Source organism: Micromonospora sp. LZ34, assembly GCF_052981855.1.
Genome location: NZ_JBRIQN010000006.1, coordinates 154,638 through 171,574, shown reverse-complemented (window position 1 = coordinate 171,574; position 16,937 = coordinate 154,638). Strand labels below are relative to the sequence as shown.

Sequence of the window (16,937 nt, the reverse complement as noted above, 5' to 3'; positions counted from 1 at the left end):
CGTCGTCCCGGGAGGTGTGATGGAGACCGCCGATCCGCGCAACTCCGTCCCACCTGGACGGGCGGGCCCGTTCTCCGCCTTCGTGGCCGCGGTGCTCGCCCTCGCCGTACTGGTCTCGGCGGGGCCGGTGGCCGCGCTTCCGGAGCAGGTGTCGGGGCTGCCGGCGGCGTTCTGGACGATGGCGGTGCTCGCGATCGGCTGCGACGCCCGCCCGTTCGTCCCGCCGGGCCGGCGGCAGTCCTCCGCGGTCTTCCCGTCGACCTGCTTCACCTTCGCCATCCTGCTCGGCTGGGGCTTGGGCCCGGCGGTGGCGGTGCAGGCGGTGGCGGTGCTGGTCTCCGGGTGGCGGATGGGGCACGCGCCATGGCGCACCGCCTTCAACGCCGGCCAGTACGCCTGCGCCCTGGCCGCCGCGTACGGCGTCACCCGGCTCGGCCCGGACGGCATCTTCGAGGGTGGCCGGCTGCACGGGGCGGACGTGGCTGCGGTGGGTGGTGCCACGCTGGCCTGGTTCGTGGTCAACTACGGCCTGGTCAGCGCGGCCGTCCGGCTGCGCTTCGGCGACCGCTGGTGGCCCGCCGCCCGACAGGGCCTGCCGTTCGAGTTGCTGTCCACCGGCTCGCTGCTGCTGCTGGCTCCGGTGCTGGTCGCCGCGGCGCGGGCCAGCGCCGCGCTGATCCCGCTGGTGCTGGTGCCGCTCTTCGCCGTGTACCGGATGGCCCGACTCACCGTCGAGCAGCAGCAGGTGGCCTCCCTCGACCCGCTCACCGGCCTGCCCAACCGCAAGGCGCTGCTGGCCGAGGTCGGCGAGCAGGTGCACCGGCACGCCGAGCGGGCGGCCCGCGGGGAGCCGGACGCGCACCTGGCGCTGCTCCTGATCGACCTGGACCGGTTCAAGAACGTCAACGACGCCCTCGGCCACGCGGTGGGGGACCGGCTGCTGGTCGAGGTGAGCGCCCGGCTGACCACGGTGGTCGGCGAGCCGGACATGGTCGCCCGGCTCGGCGGTGACGAGTTCGCCATCGTGATGACCGGGCTCACCGACGTCGGGCAGGCGCGGGACCTGGCCGACCGGGTGGTGCGGGCGCTGGCCGAGCCGGTGTCGCTGGACGGGCTGCCGCTGGACGTCGGCGGGTCGATCGGCATCGCCCTCTTCCCCGAGCACGGTGAGGACTTCGCCACCCTCATGCGCCACGCCGACGTGGCGATGTACGACGCGAAGCACCGCAACGACACAGTGGCGGTGTACGCGGCCGAGTCCGACCACAACTCCGCCGAGCGGCTCGGGCTCCTCGCCGACCTGCGCCGGGTGCTGGAGGCCGGCCCGTCCACCGGCGACCCGGCCGCCGGGGATCCGTCCACGGGCGGCCGGGCCGGCGCCGGCCCGGTGGGGGCCGGATCGGCCGTCGGGCCGACCGGGGCGCGCGGCGGCGACGGCGCCACCCTGCCCGCGCCGGGGACGAGCCTGCCCGGCACGCCGGCGGTGTCGAACGGTGCGGCGGCGCTGCCCGGCGCGGAGGCGGTGTCGAACGGTGCGGCGGCGCTGCCCGGCGCGGAGGCGGTGCCGGACGACCCGGCGACGGCCGGGCCCGGGCGGCCCGCCCGCCGGACGGCGGACGGCCGCCCCGCCCGCCGGTGGTGGTCCCGGCGCCGGCGGCACCGGCCGGACCCGGCGCACCAGGACGACGAACTGATCGCCCGGATCCTCACCGGCGCCGACCCGATCCGGCGCCGAAGCGGCACCGATCCCCTGGTCGACCGGCAGCCGCGCGAGCGGGCGGCCGGTGCCCCCACCGTCGATCGGCGACCGGCGGCGGAGACCGGGTGGCAGCGGGAACCGGTGGGCGGGGCGCGGCCCGGCGGCCAAGTGTCGCTGCCGGGCCGCAACGGCGAGGCCCGGCCGGCGTCCGGGGCGGCCCAGGCCGGTGGTCCGGCCACCGACGCGGGCGAGATCACCATGTACTACCAGCCACAGATCGCCATCGCCACCGGCGAGGTGGTCGGCGTCGAGGCCCTGCTGCGCTGGCGGCACCCGCGGCGGGGCATGGTCGACCCGGAGGAGCTGATCCGGGTGGCCGAGCAGAGCGCGGTGATGCGGCTGCTCACCCGGCGGGTCGTCGACGACGTGGTGGAGCAGCTCGCGAAGTGGTCGGCGGCCGGCATCGGGCTGCGGGCCGCGCTGAACGTCAGCGTCCGGGACCTGCACACCGGGGAGATCGCCGACCAGATCGCCGACCGCCTTTCCCGGTACGGCGTACCGCCGCAGCGGTTGCAACTGGAGATCACCGAGGGCGCCCTGATGGCCGACCCGCGCCGGGTGCTGGCCACCATCGCCCGGCTGCACCGGATCGGGGTCGGTATCGCGCTGGACGACTTCGGCACCGGCTACTCGTCGTTGCAGCACCTGCGCCGGCTTCCGCTCTCCGAGGTGAAGGTCGACCGCTCGTTCGTCCTCGGGATGGCCGAGGACGCCGACGACGCCGCGATCGTCCGGTCGATGATCGAGCTGGCCGGGGCGCTCGGGCTGCGGGTGGTCGCCGAGGGGGTCGAGGACGAGCGGACCTGGCGGATGTTGTACGCGGCCGGCTGCGACGCCGCGCAGGGCTGGTTCTACGCCCGCCCGATGCCGGCCGAGGAACTCGTCGGCTGGCTGGCCCGCTACCGCCCGGTGCGGCCGGCCGGCGGCCCGGACGGCGACCTGCCGCGCCGCCCGACCCGGTGACCCGGCCCGCCGCGCGGAGATCCGACCGGTGGCGGGAGGGGGAGTCGGGGACGCGCCGCCGGGGCGGAACAATAGACTCGCTCCGGTCACCGCGCGTCACGCTCCACCGCCGCGTGGCACACCGCCCGGAGGAAGCAGCACAGTCACGAAGGGGGCACTGATGGCCGCCATCTCCCGCGAGGAGGTCGCGCACCTGGCGCGACTGTCGCGGCTCGCCGTCACGGAGGAGGAGCTGGACACCTTCGCCGGTCAGCTCGACGTGATCCTCCAGGCGGTCGCCCAGGTCGGCGAGGTCGCCGCCGCGAACATTCCGCCGACCTCGCACTCGGTGCCGCTGACCAACGTCCTGCGCGAGGACGTGGTGACGCCGTGCCTGACCCCGGAGGAGGCGCTGTCGGGCGCGCCCGACGCCGAGGAGCAGCGGTTCCGCGTACCGCGGATCCTGGATGAGGATGTGGCGTCATGACCCAGACCGATCTGACCAGAATGACCGCGACGGAGATCGCCGGCCTGGTGGCCGCGGGCGAGACCTCCGCCGTCGAGGTCACCCGGGCCCACCTGGACCGGATCGCCGCGGTCGACGACCGGGTGCACGCCTTCCTGCACGTGGACGCCGAGGGCGCGCTGGCCGCCGCCCGTGCGGTGGACGAGCGCCGCGTCGCGGGCGAGCGGCTCGGCCCGCTGGCCGGGGTGCCGGTCGCGGTCAAGGACGTGCTCACCACCAAGGGCGTGCCGACCACCGTCGGCTCGAAGATCCTGGAGGGCTGGCGCCCGCCGTACGACTCGACGATCGTGCGGCGGCTGCGCGAGGCCGGCACGGTGATGCTCGGCAAGACCAACATGGACGAGTTCGCGATGGGCTCCTCCACGGAGTACTCCGCGTACGGCCCGACCCACAACCCGTGGGACCTGAGCCGGATCCCGGGCGGCTCCGGCGGCGGCAGCGCGGCGGCGCTGGCCGCGTACGAGGCGCCGCTGGCGATCGGCTCGGACACCGGCGGCTCGATCCGCCAGCCGGGCGCGGTCACCGGCACCGTCGGGGCGAAGCCGACGTACGGCGGCACCTCCCGCTACGGCCTGGTGGCGTTCTCCTCCTCGCTGGACACCCCCGGCCCGTGCGCCCGTACCGTGCTCGACGCGGCGCTGCTGCACGAGGTGATCGGCGGGCACGACCCGGCCGACTCCACCTCCATCCCGCAGCCGGTGCCGGACGTGGTGGCGGCGGCGAAGCGCGGCGCGACCGGCGACCTGACCGGGGTGAAGCTCGGCATCGTCAGCGAGTTCGTCGGCGAGGGCGCCGAGCCGGGCGTCATGGCCGCGTTCCGCGAGTCGGTCGACACGCTGACCAAGCTGGGCGCCGAGATCGTCGAGGTGTCCTGCCCGAACTTCCGGTACGCCTTGCCGGCGTACTACCTGATCGCGCCGAGCGAGTGCTCCTCCAACCTGGCCCGGTTCGACGGCGTCCGGTTCGGCCTGCGGGTCGGCGACGACGGCAACCGGTCGCTGGAGGAGGTCATGTCGCTGACCCGGGAGGCCGGCTTCGGCCCCGAGGTCAAGCGCCGGATCATGATCGGCACATACGCGCTCTCGTCGGGCTACTACGACGCCTACTACGGGCAGGCGCAGAAGGTCCGCACCCTGATCACCCGGGACTTCACCGCCGCCTTCGAGAAGGTCGACGCGCTGATCTCGCCGACCACCCCGTTCGTGGCCTTCCCGGTCGGGGCGCGCACCTCCGACCCGTACCAGATGTACCTGGCCGACCTGTTCACCATCCCGACCAACCTGTACGGCGGCCCCGGCATCTCGGTGCCGTGCGGACTCTCCGACGGGCTGCCGGTCGGCCTGCAGGTCATGGCCCCGACGATGGCCGACGACCGGATGTACCGGGTCGCCGCCGCGCTGGAGTCCACGGTCGGCACGTTCACCCCACCGGCGCTGTAGCACATGACGCGGCTCACCGGCGCCGGCGACTTCCGCCAGCGCCGGTCCCGTCCGGTCGGCAGGTACCTCGGCGAGTGGCCGAGGTGGGCGGTCCGGGCGGGCGGTCGCCGGTCAGGCCAGGCCGCGGCGCCCGGCCTGCAGCCCGGCCTGGAAGCGGGTGCGGGCACCGAGGGCGGTGAGCAGAGCGGACGAGCGGCGCCCCAGCGTGCGTACGCTCACCCCCAGTTCGCGGGCGATGGCCTCGTCCTTCAGGCCGGTGGCGAGCAGTTGCAGCAGCCGCAGGTCCAGGTCGTCGGCCCCGGTCGCGGGCTGCTCCGGATCCCAGGCCGGCAACGGCGTGGCCTGCGCCCAGAGCAGTTCGAAGAGCTTCACCAGCGCCGACACCACCATCGGCGCGCGCACCACCAGCGCCGCGTCCACGGCGCGTTCGCTGGCCAGTGGCAGCAGCGCCACGGACCGATCGCCGATCGCCAGCTTGAGGGGCACGTCGGTGTGTACCCGGGCCTGCTCTCCCACGGCCACCGAGGCCATCGCCTGCTCGAAGGCGCCGGGCAGTTCGAAGGCCTCCGGGGCGTAGATCCCGCGCACGCTGGCGTCCCGGCCGAGCAGATCGTTCTCGGACATGTTCGCGGACGCCACCTCCTGGGCGTACGGCGGGCGATCCAGGACCAGTAGCTCCTTCGTCACGCCGTGCGTGAGCTGGACGAACTGAGCCTCGACGGCCGCCCGGCCGGTGACGATCTCGAGCAGCTGGTCCGGCCTGGTGAGCTGCTCCTGCGGGAATTCCTCCGCCATCCGCTCGGCGGCGCGGCGTACCTTGGTGAACTCCTCGGTGCGCCGCACGACCAGGGCGTTCACGGCGACGTCCGGGCGCGTCGCCACCAGGCGGGTCTCCGTGCCGACCAGGCGGCTGACGAAGCCGAGGTCCTCCAGCCGTTCGGTGGCCGCACGGACGACGCGGAGGCTCTCCCCGATCTGCTGGGCGAGCTCCGGCACCTTCGACTGTCGTCTTTCCAGGAGGGCCAGGTAGACCGACTCCTCCACCGGGGTCAGACCCAACGACTCGAACACCCCGAGCCCCTCCCGTTCGTGCGGTGACCGATCCAGGCCATGGCCGGGCTCGGTCACCCGCAACTGTGGCGATCGGAGCACGTCCACGTCTAGACATGCTTCATGATCTTCTCCCGACTGAAGGGCGGTGCCCTGGTACTGGCCGTTACGGCCGCCGGCGCCGTCAATCTCTCCACCGCAGTCCCCGCCGCCGCTGACGACGGCTGGCACCGCCCGCAGTGCGGCGTGGTGCAGGGCGACGGCTCGGCGACGTTCACCCGCTCCGGCGGCGCGTTCCTGAGTCCCACCACGACCGCGCTCACCCCGGTCGCCTACACCAAGCTCACCGCGCTGAACACGCCGGACACCCTGGTCGCCATCTCGAAGCGGTCGATCCAGCGCTCCACCGACGCCGGCTGCAACTGGCAGCAGATCGCCACCACGCAGCTGGACCTGGCGGCGTACGACGTCGCCGCCGGGCCGGACGGGCACGCGTACGTGTACGGCATCAACGATCAGCCGATCTACCGGGTGCAGGGCGACCAGGTCAGCGAGGTCGACGGCCCGGTACCGTACGACGGCGTGGTCGCGCTGGCGGTGGACCCGACCGACGCGCGGGTCCTGCGGGTGGTCAGCAAGGCCGGGCAGATCTACGACTCCGTGGACGGTGGCGCCACCTGGGCTCCGGTGGGGGCGCTGGTCGGGACGGACCAGTTCCTCTACGAGGCGGCGATCGATCCGAGTGATCGCGACCACGTCATCGCCGGCACCATGAGCAACGGCAGCTTCGTGACGTTCGACGGCGGCCGTAGTTGGCTGCGGTCGTCCGGGGTCGGGGCCACTGGGCGCGCGAACGGCTTCTCCGTGGCCTTCTCTCCGGCTGACCCGCGGACGGTGTGGCTGGAGGGCTACGACCTCAGCCTGAACGACAATTCCGCGCGGCGCATCTGGCGCTCGACCGACGGCGGGCGCAGCTTCCTGTCGGTCCTCGACGGCACGCAGGCCACGTTGATCAACGGCACCCCCATGTGGCCCAGCCCGGTCGACCCCGACGTGCTGTACTTCGCGTTCGGCACGTGGTGGGGTGGCTACGGCACCGACCTCTACCGGTACGAGGCGTCGACCGGCCGGCTGACCTCGCAGCATAACCCGCACGACGGTATTGCCAGCGTCGCCTTCAACCCGGCCGACCCGCGCGTGATGTACCTCGGCCTGGTCGAGGAACGCTGACCCGGGCGCCCGCCCGGGGATCGCTCCTCGGGCGGGCCGCCGGGGGCGGGCCGGGGCACGGACGAGCCCGGATGCAAACCCGGGCGTGGTGAGCCCAGCCAACCCCATTAGGCTGGACCGGTTCCGTCCGGATCGCGCCTGGAGCTCAGATGACGACGACACTGCCCGCGTACGACGAGGTCGTCGCGCGCTTCGAACCGGTGATCGGCCTGGAGACCCACGTCGAGCTGGGCACGAACACCAAGATGTTCTGCGGCTGCCCGACCGACTTCGGTGGCGCGCCGAACACCCGGGTCTGCCCGGTCTGCCTCGGTCTGCCCGGCTCGCTGCCGGTGGCCAACAAGGCGGCCATCGAGGCGACCATCCGGATCGGCCTGGCGCTGAACTGCTCCATCGCCGAGTGGTGCCGGTTCGCCCGGAAGAACTACTTCTACCCGGACATGCCGAAGAACTTCCAGATCAGCCAGTACGACGAGCCGCTCTGCGTCGACGGCTACCTGGACGTCGAGGTGAACGGCGAGCTGGTGCGGATCGGCATCGAGCGGGTGCACCTTGAGGAGGACACCGGCAAGACGCTGCACGTCGGCGGCGCCACCGGCCGGATCCACGGCGCGACCGAGTCGCTGGTCGACTACAACCGGGCCGGCATCCCGCTGGTGGAGATCGTCACCAAGCCGGTCGCCGGCACCGGAGCGCTCGCCCCCGAGGTGGCCCGGGCGTACGTCACCGAGCTGCGCGACGTGATCCGCTCGCTGGGCGTCTCCGACGTGCGGATGGAGGAGGGCTCGCTGCGCTGCGACGTCAACACGTCGCTGAACCTGCCCGGCCAGGAGTGGGGCACCCGCACCGAGACCAAGAACGTCAACTCGCTGCGCTCGGTCGAGCGGGCGGTCCGCTCGGAGATGCTGCGGCAGGCCGCCGTCCTCGACGCCGGCGGCCGGATCACGCAGGAGACCCGGCACTTCCACGAGGACACCGGGGACACCACCCCGGGCCGGTCCAAGGAGACCGCGACCGACTACCGGTACTTCCCGGAGCCGGACCTGGTGCCGCTCGCGCCGGACCCGGCCTGGGTCGCCGAGCTCAAGGCCGCCCTGCCGGAGCTGCCCCGGCTGCACCGGCGCCGGCTGCAGGAGCAGTGGGGCCTGTCCGACCTGGACATGCAGTCGGTGCTCAACGCCGGCGCGGTCGAGCTGATCGAGCAGACGGTGGCCGCCGGGGCGAGCCCGGCCGCCGCCCGCAAGTGGTGGCTCGGCGAGCTGTCCCGGCGGGCCAACGAGACCGGCGTGGAGCTGGCCGACGCCGGGGCCACCCCGGCGCAGGTCGCCGAGCTGCAGGGCCTGGTGGACGCCGGCAAGCTCAACGACAAGCTGGCCCGTACCGTGCTGGAGGGCGTGGTCGCGGGCGAGGGCAGTCCGACCGAGATCATGAACAACCGGGGCCTGGAGGTGGTCTCCGACACCGGCGCGCTCACCGCCGCCGTGGACGAGGCGATCGCCGCCAACCCCGACATCGCCGAGAAGGTCCGCAGCGGCAAGGTCGCGGCGGCCGGCGCCCTGGTCGGCGCGGTCATGAAGACCACCCGCGGCCAGGCCGACGCCAAGACCGTCCGCGAGCTGATCCTGTCCCGCCTCGGCGCCCAGGCCTGACCCACCCCGCCCAGCCGGCGTAGCGCCACCCCACCCCTCGCGAGGCGTCAACGGCGACGCCTGGATGGAGCCACCGTGAACGACCAGCCGTCCCGCACCGACCTGGAGGTCCTCGACGAGATCCAGCGCCGGGTGCTCTGGCTCGCCACCCGGATCGTCGACGCGGCCAACCACGACCGCGACACCGGCGACGGGGTGAAGGTCGGCGGGCACCAGGCGTCGAGCGCCTCGCTGGTCACCGCGATGACCGCGCTGTGGTTCGCGCACCTGGACGCCGAGGACCGGGTGGCTGTCAAGCCGCACGCCTCGCCGGTGTTCCACGCCATCCAGTACCTGCTGGGCAACCTGGACCGCTCCTACCTGACCCGGCTGCGCGCCCGGGGCGGCCTCCAGTCGTACCCGTCGCGGACCAAGGACCCGGACGAGGTGGACTTCTCCACCGGCTCGGTCGGGCTGGGTGCGGCGGCCCCGCTGTTCGCCGCGGCCACCCGGCGCTACGTCGACGCGCACTTCGGGCCCCGCCCGCGGTCCCGGTTCGTCGCCCTGATCGGCGACGCCGAACTGGACGAGGGGAACATCTGGGAGGCGGTGGCCGACCCGGCCACCACCGGGCTGGGCAACGTCATGTGGCTGGTCGACTTCAACCGCCAGTCGCTGGACCGGGTGGTGCCCGGGGTGCGGATCAACCAGTGGCGCGGGCAGTTCGAGGCGGCCGGCTGGCACGTGGTCGAGGTCAAGTACGGCCGCCGGCTCGCCGAGGCGTACGCCCGGCCGGGCGGCGATGCGCTGCGGGCCTGGATCGACGCGATGCCCAACGAGCAGTACCAGTCGCTGTTCGGGCTCGCCGGGGCGGCGCTGCGCAAGCAGTTCCTCGACGGCGCGCCGGACGGGATCGCGGCGTTCATCGCCGACATCCCCGACGAGGAGCTGGGGCCGCTGGTCACCGACCTCGGCGGGCACGACCTGGCGGCGCTGCTCGACGCGTACGCCCAGTGCGACGCGGTCACCGACCGGCCCAGCGTGGTCTTCGCGTACACGGTGAAGGGGTGGGGGCTGCCGATCGCCGGCAACCCGCGCAACCACTCGGCGCTGCTCAGCACGGAGCAGGTCGACGCGCTGCGCGCCGCGCACGGCCTGACCCCGGAGACCGAGTGGGACCGCCTCGACCCGGCGTCCCCGGCCGGCATCCGGGCCGGCGAGCGCCGGGAGGCGCTGTCCCGCGCGCCGCGCGAGCGGGCGCTGGGTGTCACCGTCCCGGAGAGCACCCGGGTACGCGCCAACAAGCCCATCTCCACCCAGGAGGTCTTCGGCCGGGTGCTGGTGGACCTGGCCCGCGATCCACAGGTCGGCCGCTACCTGGTGACCACCGCCCCGGACGTGGCCACCTCCACCAACCTCGCCGGCTTCATCAACAAGACCGGGGTGTTCGCCCCGACGGAGCAGCGCTCCTGGACCGAGGACCGGATGCTGCGCTGGACCGAGAGTCCCGCGGGCCAGCACATCGAGCTGGGCATCTCGGAGATGAACCTGTTCCTGCTGCTCGGCCAGCTCGGCCTCGCCTGGGACCTCTCCGGCCAGCCGCTGCTGCCGGTCGGCACGGTCTACGACCCGTTCGTGCTGCGCGGGCTGGACGCCTTCCTGTACGGCACCTACTCCGGCTCCCGGTTCGTGGTCGCAGGCACCCCGTCCGGGATCACCCTCGCCCCGGAGGGCGGCGCCCACCAGTCCACCATCACCGCCTCGGTGGGGCTGGAACTGCCCGGCGTGACCTTCGTCGAGCCCGCGTACGCGGCCACCCTGGACTGGCTGCTCTGCGACGCGCTGGGCCAGATCGCCGGTGGGGCGAGCCCGTCGGCTACCGCCGCCCCGGCCGAGGACGGGGCGTACTACTTCCGGCTCAGCACCCGCCCGATCGACCAGGGGCCCTTCGAGGCGGCCCGGGCCCGGCTGGGCGACGCGGTGCTGCGCCGGCAGGCGGTCGCCGGGGCGTACCGGCTGGTCGACGCGCATCAGGCGTACCCGCACCTGGTGGACGCCCCGGTGGTGCAGCTGGCCGCCTCGGGCGCGGTGCTGCCGGAGGTGCTGGCGGCGGCGGCCGAACTCGCCGAGGAGGGCATCGCCGCGCACGTGGTGGACGTGACCAGCCTGGACCGGCTCTACCGGGCCTGGCAGCGCACCCTGCGCCAGGGCGTCCGCACGGCCACCGTGCCGAGCGTGCCGGGCGCGCTGCGCACCGCGTTCGCCGACCGGGTGCCGGTGGTGACCGTGCACGACGCCGCCTCGCACGCGATGGCCTGGCTCGGGTCGGCACTCGGCGCCCCGGCGGTGCCGCTCGGGGTGGACGAGTTCGGCCAGTCCGGCAGCGTCGGAGAGCTGTACGAGCTGCACGACCTGCTCCCGGGCAGCATCGTCAATGCCGCCCTCGCCGCCCTCTCCCTGCGCTGACCCGGACCTGGGGAGCCCTGGCTCCGGCCTTCCGGCGGTGGTCCGAGCGCCGGCCCGGGCCGCACGCGCACGGCACGAGGCCGAATCAGCGGGTCGGGGTGGGGGTGACCGGGACCGGGGCGCCCGCCTTCGGGTTCTCCACGATGTGCCGCTCCAGGTTCACCTGGGCCTGGCCGGTGCCGCCCACGGTGATGTCGTCGTACGCCTGGAGCAGCTTGTCCTTGTCGAAGTAGAGCACGCTCATGGTCAGCGGGGTGGGCTTCTCGCCCTCCAGGCCGCGCAGCCCGGCGCCGCCGGTGGAGCCCTGCACCATCAGCTGGGTCGGCATCTTCCCGGCCACCTCCGGCAGCTTCGACACCTGCCGGTTGTGCGTGTGCCCGGCGAGCACCAGCGGGCAGGTCCCGGAGAGCGGGCCCGCGGAGGCCGGGTCGTGCACCAGCGCGATGTTCACCGGCCGCGGCGAGCTGCGTACGGTCGCCGCCAGTTGCTCGCCGGCGCCGATGACCTGGTCGGCGACCTGCTTGGTGAGGCCGCTGCCGGCCGGCGAGGTGTTCTTGTCGGGCGTGAAGCGCGGGTCGCCGATGCCGGCGATGGTGAGCCCGGCGACGGTCGTGGTGCTGTTGTTCAGCACGATCGCGTTGGGCTGCCGGGCCACCGCGGCGGCGGTCCGGCCCGAGTCGTGGTTGCCTCGGATGAAGACGTACGGCTTCCGCAACAGCCCGATCGACCCGACGTAGTTGGCCTCCGGCTCGCTGCCCCAGTCGGTGATGTCACCGGTGTCGATCACCACGTCGATGCCGAACTGCTCCACCACCGTGCGGATCAGCTGCCAGCCGGTCGGGTTGAGGTGCATGTCGGAGACGTGCAGCACCCGGGTGGTGTCGGGCGCCGGCTCGTACACCGGCAGCGCCGACACCGTGGTGTAGAGCTGGCTGACGTTGCCGACGAGCCGCTGGAGCTGTTCGGCGTACCGGGTGTAGTCGTTGGCGATCCGGCGTGCGTCACCGACGATCGCCGGGGCGTTGACCAGCAGCCCCTCGTAGCGCGGCTCCTCGATGGCCTGCGGGCGCAGGGTGGCCGCGGCGGCACCGAGGCTGCCGCCGGTGACCAGCAGCGCGAGCGTGCCGGCCCACGCCGCCCGCCGGGTGTTCCGGAACACCAGCAGGGCGAGCGCCAGGGTGGCCAGCACGGCGGAGGCGACGGTACGCAGGCCGAGCCGCATCACCCCCTCGCGGACGTCGTCGACGGCGGACTGGCTCGCCCGGTTGATGCTGGCCGGGTCGTCGAGCAGCGCCTGGGTGCGCCCCTGGTCGAGCGCGCCCAGCTCCACGGTCAGGTGGGTCGGCCCGTCGTGGCTGTCCAGCAGCAGCGCGCCCAGCGGCGGGACGTCCACGGTGGTGCTTCCGCTGGCCGCCGGCGCGACCCGCAGGTCGGCGTGGAACGGGCCGATGTCGGTGCTGACCCGCCCGCCGGCGAGCACCCCGATCACCACCCCGACCAGCGTGACGGCCAGCACGGCCAGGGTCATCCCCAGCATGCGCAGCGGGCGGCGCCAACTGGTCCGGGTGGCCGGCCGCGCGCCGAACGGCACGTCGTGGACACGTCCGGTCGCCGGGGTCTCCTCGTCCCCGGTCCCGTGCTGCTCGTTCTGCTGCCCGTCCATGAGTTACCGACCTGCCCAGTTGAGGATCTTGACAAACCCGCGTGCCGTCAGCTCCGGCCGGCCCCGCCGCCGGCGAAGACCAGCCGCAGCAGGCGGTCGTCCTCCGGTGCCGGGTCGCCCCGCCCGTCGTGGTTGGAGGTGCTCACCCAGAGCGATCCGTCCGGGGCGGCGGCCACCGCGCGGAGTCGGCCGTACCGGTTGGTCAGCAGCTCCCGCGGCTGGCCGAGGACGGTGCCGGTGTCGGTCAGCTCGACCAGCCAGAGCCGCTTGCCGCGCAGGCACCCAGTGACCAGCACCCGGTCCACCGCCGCCATCCCGGAGCAGGACGCGTCCGAGGTCGCCCACTGGACGATCGGGTTGACGAAGCGCTTGTCGTCCTCGCGCCCCTCGACCTGCGGCCACCCGTAGTTGCGGCCCTTGGTGATCTCGTTGATCTCGTCCCAGGTGTTCTGGCCGAACTCGACGGCGTACATCCGCTTGCCGGCGTCCCAGGCCAGGCCCTGCACGTTCCGGTGCCCGAAGGACCAGACGGGGGAGTCGGGGAACGGGTTGCCGGGGGCCGGCTTGCCGTCGGTGCTGATCCGGAGGATCTTGCCACCGAGCCGCTTCGGGTCCTGCGACTGCGGCCGGTCACCGGCGTCGCCCGTGCTGGCGTAGAGCCGCCCGTCCGGGCCGAAGGCGAGCCCGCCGCCGTTGTGGATGCCGGCCTTGGGGATGCCGGTCAGGATCGGCGTCGGTTCCTCGCCGAGCCGGAGCCGGGCGATCCGGTTGTCCCGCTCCGTGGTGTAGTAGACGAAGACCGCCCGGTCCTTGGCGTAGTCGGGGGAGACCGCGATCCCCATCAGGCCGCCCTCGCCGGCCGCGGCGACGTCGGCGATGGTCTGCACCGCGGTGACCTTCAGCCCGTCCGGCCCCGACTCGGGGCCGACCTTGAGGATCCGGGCGGTGTCCCGCTCGGTGACCAGCGCGCCGCCGTCGGGCAGGAAGGCGATCCCCCACGGCACCCGCAGCCCCTTGGCCAGCACGGTGGTGACCACCTGCTGGCCGGCCCCGCCGGGGCTGGCCGAGGCCGAGGGCGTGGGGAGGTTGGGTGGCTCGCCGGCCGGGTCGGGCTCCGGCTCGCCGAAGCTGCAGCCGGTCGCCGCCAGCAGCAGCGCCGCGCACGGCGCCGCGAGGGCCGCCCGGAGGCGGCGGGTGCGAGGGTACGGGGGACGGGCGCTCACCGGCCCAAGGTTAGCCCGCCGACGCCCGGAAACCGGGCCCGACGGAGCCGACCCGCGCCGCGCGGGTCAACGGGCCCGGACGGCGAGCAGCGCGACGTCGTCCTCGCGGCTCTGCGCCCCGGCCAGCAGCAGGTCGCAGAGCTCGGCCAGGGGCAGGCCGTGGGTGCCGGCCAGCCGGTCGAGCAGCTCGGCCGTGCCGTGGTCGATGGACCGGTCCCGGCGTTCCACCAGACCGTCGGTGTAGAGCAGCAGCGTGTCGCCCGGGGCCAGCCCGGCGGTCCGGGTGGTCCGGGGCACCGGCCGGGCCAGTCCGAGCAGCGGCTCCGGCGGTCCGGCGAGCGCCTGGACGGTCCCGTCGGCGCGCACCACCAACGGGGCGGGGTGCCCGGCGTTGCACCAGCTGACCGACCAGCCGCCCGGGTCGTCCCGCCGGAGCCGGACCAGGGTGGCGGTGGCGGCGGTGGGGATGCACAGCCCCCGGATCACCCCGTCCAGGTGGGTCATCAGCTCGCCCGGGGCGTCCGGTCGGCCGAAGGCGTTGCCCCGGACCAGGTTGCGCAGCTGCCCCATGGTCGCCGCCGCCTCGATGTCGTGGCCGGCGACGTCCCCGATGGCCGCGACGAGGTCGCCGTCCGGCTGGACGAACGCGTCGTACCAGTCGCCGCCGACCTCCACCCGGTCGGCCGCCGGCTGGTAGCGGGCGGCCAGTTCCAGGTCCCGGGTGGCCGGCAGCGCCGGCAGCATGCTGTGCTGCAGCACGTGGGCGACGTGCCGCTGCTCGCCGTACATCGAGCTGTTGCCGATCGCCTGCCCGGCGCGGCGGCCGACGTCCAGCGCGGTGAGCAGATCGCCGTCGTCGAAGGTCCGCCGCCCCGGGCCGTTGACCAGGGTGATGCAGCCCAGTACCCGGCCGCGCCCGGCGTCGCTGACCGGCACGCTCAGGTGGGAGGCGAAGCCGGCCCGGGCCGCGATCTCCGGCATCTCCGGCCCGATCGTGCCGCGCCGGACGTCGCCGAGGGTGCCGTCGGTGCCCAGCACCGGCCGGCCGGTACGCAGCACCGCGCGGGTGATCGACTCCGGGGCGAGCCGGGTGCGCATCAGCTCGGCGAAGCGGGCCACGTCCGCCGCGCGGGCCGGGTCCCGGTGGGTGGCGAACACCTCCCGGGGCGTCCCGTCCGGGCCGACCAGGGTCACCAGGCACCAGTCGGCCAGCAGGGGGACCATGGTGTCGCCGAGCCGGCCGAGCGCGGTGGTCAGCTCCAGGGTCCCGGCCAGCGTCTCGCTCAACCCGGCCAGCAGCGCCAACCGGTCGTGCGCCTCCTCCGCCCGCCGCCGGGCCTGCTCGGCGCCGTCCAGCGCGATCCGCAGCCGCAGCTCGGACGAGCAGGCGGCGGCCAGGTCGGCGAGCGTGCGCAGCTGGCCGGGGGTCCAGTCGCGCGGCTTGCTGTCGATGGCGCAGAGCGCGCCGAGGACCCGGCCCTGCAGGTCGGTCAGCGGCATCCCGGCGTACGCGACCACGCCCAGGTCGGGCACCGCCAGGTTGTCCCGCACCCGGGGATGCAGGCGGGCGTCCGGCAGCACCATCGGCGTCTCGAGGTCGACGACGTGCTGGCAGAGCGAGTGGCTCAGCGGGGTCTGCCGGCGGGTGCCCCAGGGCTCCGGAAGGCCGACCGCCCCGGGAAAGAACTGCCGGTCGGCGGAGACCAGGGAGACCAGCGCCACCGGCACGTCGAGCAGGTCGCCGACCAGCCGGGCGAACCGGTCGAACGCCTCGTCCGGCGCGGCGGCCAGGCCGGTCTCGTCCAGCGACCGCAGCCGGCCGGGGTCGGTCAGCGCGGGGATCGCAACGGCGCGCGGGGTGCGCTGTTCACGGGGGCCGTCGGTCATCGGGCACCTGTCTGGCGGGAGCGGCGGAGGGAGGCCGACCGGCGCTCCGGCCACCCGTTATACCCCGGCCGTCCGCCGCCGACTCGTGCCGCCGGACGGTCGCGTCGGTCACTGTCGGGGGGCGCCCGTTCGGGTGCCCGGCCCCGCCCCGACCGCCCCACGGCCGGAGCGGGGGCCTATCGTCGGCGGGCGTGAAGGTATGGATCCCGCACGAGGCCGGACGCGCGCTCCTCGGCGAGCTGCCCCCGGGCGTCACCGTCGAGGTGGTCGAGGACCCGACCCGGCTTCCCTCGGACGTGGCCGACGTCCGGTTCTGGGTGCCGCCGTTCCTGGCCGGCCCGACGGCCACCGCGCTGGTCCGCGAGCTGCCGGACCTCGAGGTGGTGCAGTTGCTCTCCGCCGGCGCGGACGCCTGGGTCGGCCGGATCCCGGCGGGGGTGACGCTCTGCGACGCGCGGGGAGTGCACGACCCGTCCACCGCCGAGTGGGTGGTCGCCGCGATCCTGTCCCAGCTGCGCGCCTTCCCCACGTTCGCCCGGGCCCAGGCCCGCCGGGAATGGGCGTACGACGCGGTGGCCCCGACCGACGAGCTGGCCGGCAAGCGGGTGCTGATCGTCGGGGCGGGTTCGATCGGCTCGGCGGTGCGGGCCCGGCTCGCCCCGTTCGAGGTCGGCTTCACCCTGGTCGCCCGCACCGCGCGCCCCGACCAGGGGGTGTACGGCGTCGACGAGCTGCCGCGGCTGCTGCCGGAGGCGGACGTGGTGGTGCTGCTGGTGCCGCTGACCGAGCAGACCAGGGGACTGGTCGACGAGAAGTTCCTCGCCGCGATGCGGGACGGCGCGCTGCTCGTCAATGCCGCCCGCGGGCCGGTCGCCCGGACCGACGCGCTGGTCGCCGAGCTCTCCACCGGCCGGATCTCCGCCGCGCTGGACGTCACCGACCCGGAGCCGCTGCCCGCCGACCACCCGCTCTGGGCGATGCCGAACGTGCTGCTCACCCCGCACGTGGCCGGCTCGGTGCGCGGGCTGCTGCCGCGGGCGTACCGGCTGGTGGGCGACCAGGTGCGACGGTTCGTGGCCGGTGAACCGCTGATCAACGCGGTGGTCGACGGCTACTGAGCCGCC

General features: G+C 74.4%; 11 protein-coding genes. 7 read left to right on the top strand and 4 right to left on the bottom strand.

Translation table 11 applies throughout. The annotated features are described in order from the left end of the window. Positions 1 to 19: 19 nt before the first annotated feature. The 3 genes from ACVCAH_RS09900 (at position 20) to gatA (ending at position 4,666) form a co-directional block, all read left to right on the top strand. Positions 20 to 2,722 carry an EAL domain-containing protein gene (locus tag ACVCAH_RS09900; protein WP_447135756.1) on the top strand — a complete coding sequence of 901 codons (2,703 nt, stop codon included), beginning with the start codon at positions 20 to 22 and terminating at the stop codon, positions 2,720 to 2,722. A 160-nt stretch (positions 2,723 to 2,882) separates the two neighbouring features. Then, the gene (gatC, locus tag ACVCAH_RS09895) at positions 2,883 to 3,188 is read left to right on the top strand and encodes an Asp-tRNA(Asn)/Glu-tRNA(Gln) amidotransferase subunit GatC (RefSeq protein ID WP_447135755.1); all 306 of its coding nucleotides are present in this window, start codon (positions 2,883 to 2,885) and stop codon (positions 3,186 to 3,188) included. After that, positions 3,185 to 4,666: an Asp-tRNA(Asn)/Glu-tRNA(Gln) amidotransferase subunit GatA gene (gene gatA / locus ACVCAH_RS09890; protein ID WP_447135754.1), complete on the top strand. Its 1,482-nt coding sequence runs from the start codon at positions 3,185 to 3,187 to the stop codon at positions 4,664 to 4,666. Before gatC ends, gatA begins: the two co-directional genes overlap by 4 nt. 111 nt (positions 4,667 to 4,777) lie before the next feature. On the opposite strand, the gene ACVCAH_RS09885 is transcribed toward gatA, so the two are convergent. Further along, entirely contained in the window at positions 4,778 to 5,824 is a 1,047-nt protein-coding gene (locus ACVCAH_RS09885) for a helix-turn-helix domain-containing protein (RefSeq protein WP_447135753.1), read from the bottom strand. 15 nt (positions 5,825 to 5,839) lie between these two features. Between ACVCAH_RS09885 and ACVCAH_RS09880 the strand changes: the two genes are divergently transcribed. From ACVCAH_RS09880 to ACVCAH_RS09870, 3 genes are all read left to right on the top strand, one after another. Then, the gene (locus tag ACVCAH_RS09880; RefSeq protein ID WP_447135752.1) at positions 5,840 to 6,946 is read left to right on the top strand and encodes a WD40/YVTN/BNR-like repeat-containing protein; all 1,107 of its coding nucleotides are present in this window, start codon (positions 5,840 to 5,842) and stop codon (positions 6,944 to 6,946) included. Between the two features lie 149 nt (positions 6,947 to 7,095). Then, positions 7,096 to 8,595 (top strand): Asp-tRNA(Asn)/Glu-tRNA(Gln) amidotransferase subunit GatB, encoded by a 1,500-nt coding sequence (gene gatB, locus ACVCAH_RS09875; protein WP_447135751.1) that lies wholly within the window; start codon positions 7,096 to 7,098, stop codon positions 8,593 to 8,595. Positions 8,596 to 8,670: 75 nt separating this feature from the next. Continuing rightward, positions 8,671 to 11,040 carry a transketolase-like TK C-terminal-containing protein gene (locus tag ACVCAH_RS09870; RefSeq protein ID WP_447135750.1) on the top strand — a complete coding sequence of 790 codons (2,370 nt, stop codon included), beginning with the start codon at positions 8,671 to 8,673 and terminating at the stop codon, positions 11,038 to 11,040. Positions 11,041 to 11,125: 85 nt separating this feature from the next. On the opposite strand, the gene ACVCAH_RS09865 is transcribed toward ACVCAH_RS09870, so the two are convergent. The 3 genes from ACVCAH_RS09865 to ACVCAH_RS09855 form a co-directional block, all read right to left on the bottom strand. Beyond that, positions 11,126 to 12,703, bottom strand: a complete 1,578-nt coding sequence (locus ACVCAH_RS09865) for a metallophosphoesterase (RefSeq protein ID WP_447135749.1) — start codon at positions 12,701 to 12,703, stop codon at positions 11,126 to 11,128. 47 nt (positions 12,704 to 12,750) lie between these two features. Then, positions 12,751 to 13,926, bottom strand: a complete 1,176-nt coding sequence (locus ACVCAH_RS09860; protein ID WP_447135748.1) for a PQQ-dependent sugar dehydrogenase — start codon at positions 13,924 to 13,926, stop codon at positions 12,751 to 12,753. 66 nt (positions 13,927 to 13,992) lie between these two features. Next, positions 13,993 to 15,813: a SpoIIE family protein phosphatase gene (locus ACVCAH_RS09855; protein WP_447135747.1), complete on the bottom strand. Its 1,821-nt coding sequence runs from the start codon at positions 15,811 to 15,813 to the stop codon at positions 13,993 to 13,995. A 191-nt stretch (positions 15,814 to 16,004) separates the two neighbouring features. On the opposite strand from ACVCAH_RS09855, the gene ACVCAH_RS09850 reads away from it, so the two are divergent. Then, positions 16,005 to 16,931 carry a 2-hydroxyacid dehydrogenase gene (locus ACVCAH_RS09850; RefSeq protein ID WP_447135746.1) on the top strand — a complete coding sequence of 309 codons (927 nt, stop codon included), beginning with the start codon at positions 16,005 to 16,007 and terminating at the stop codon, positions 16,929 to 16,931. Positions 16,932 to 16,937: the final 6 nt, after the last annotated feature.

Excerpts from the sequence above, each read along its gene's own strand:
- ACVCAH_RS09900 (WP_447135756.1), top strand. The coding sequence starts at position 20 with ATGGAGACCGCCGATCCGCGCAACTCCGTCCCACCTGGACGGGCGGGC.
- gatC (WP_447135755.1), top strand. The coding sequence starts at position 2,883 with ATGGCCGCCATCTCCCGCGAGGAGGTCGCGCACCTGGCGCGACTGTCG.
- gatA (WP_447135754.1), top strand. The coding sequence starts at position 3,185 with ATGACCCAGACCGATCTGACCAGAATGACCGCGACGGAGATCGCCGGC.
- ACVCAH_RS09880 (WP_447135752.1), top strand. The coding sequence starts at position 5,840 with ATGATCTTCTCCCGACTGAAGGGCGGTGCCCTGGTACTGGCCGTTACG.
- gatB (WP_447135751.1), top strand. The coding sequence starts at position 7,096 with ATGACGACGACACTGCCCGCGTACGACGAGGTCGTCGCGCGCTTCGAA.
- ACVCAH_RS09865 (WP_447135749.1), bottom strand. The coding sequence starts at position 12,703 with ATGGACGGGCAGCAGAACGAGCAGCACGGGACCGGGGACGAGGAGACC.
- ACVCAH_RS09855 (WP_447135747.1), bottom strand. The coding sequence starts at position 15,813 with ATGACCGACGGCCCCCGTGAACAGCGCACCCCGCGCGCCGTTGCGATC.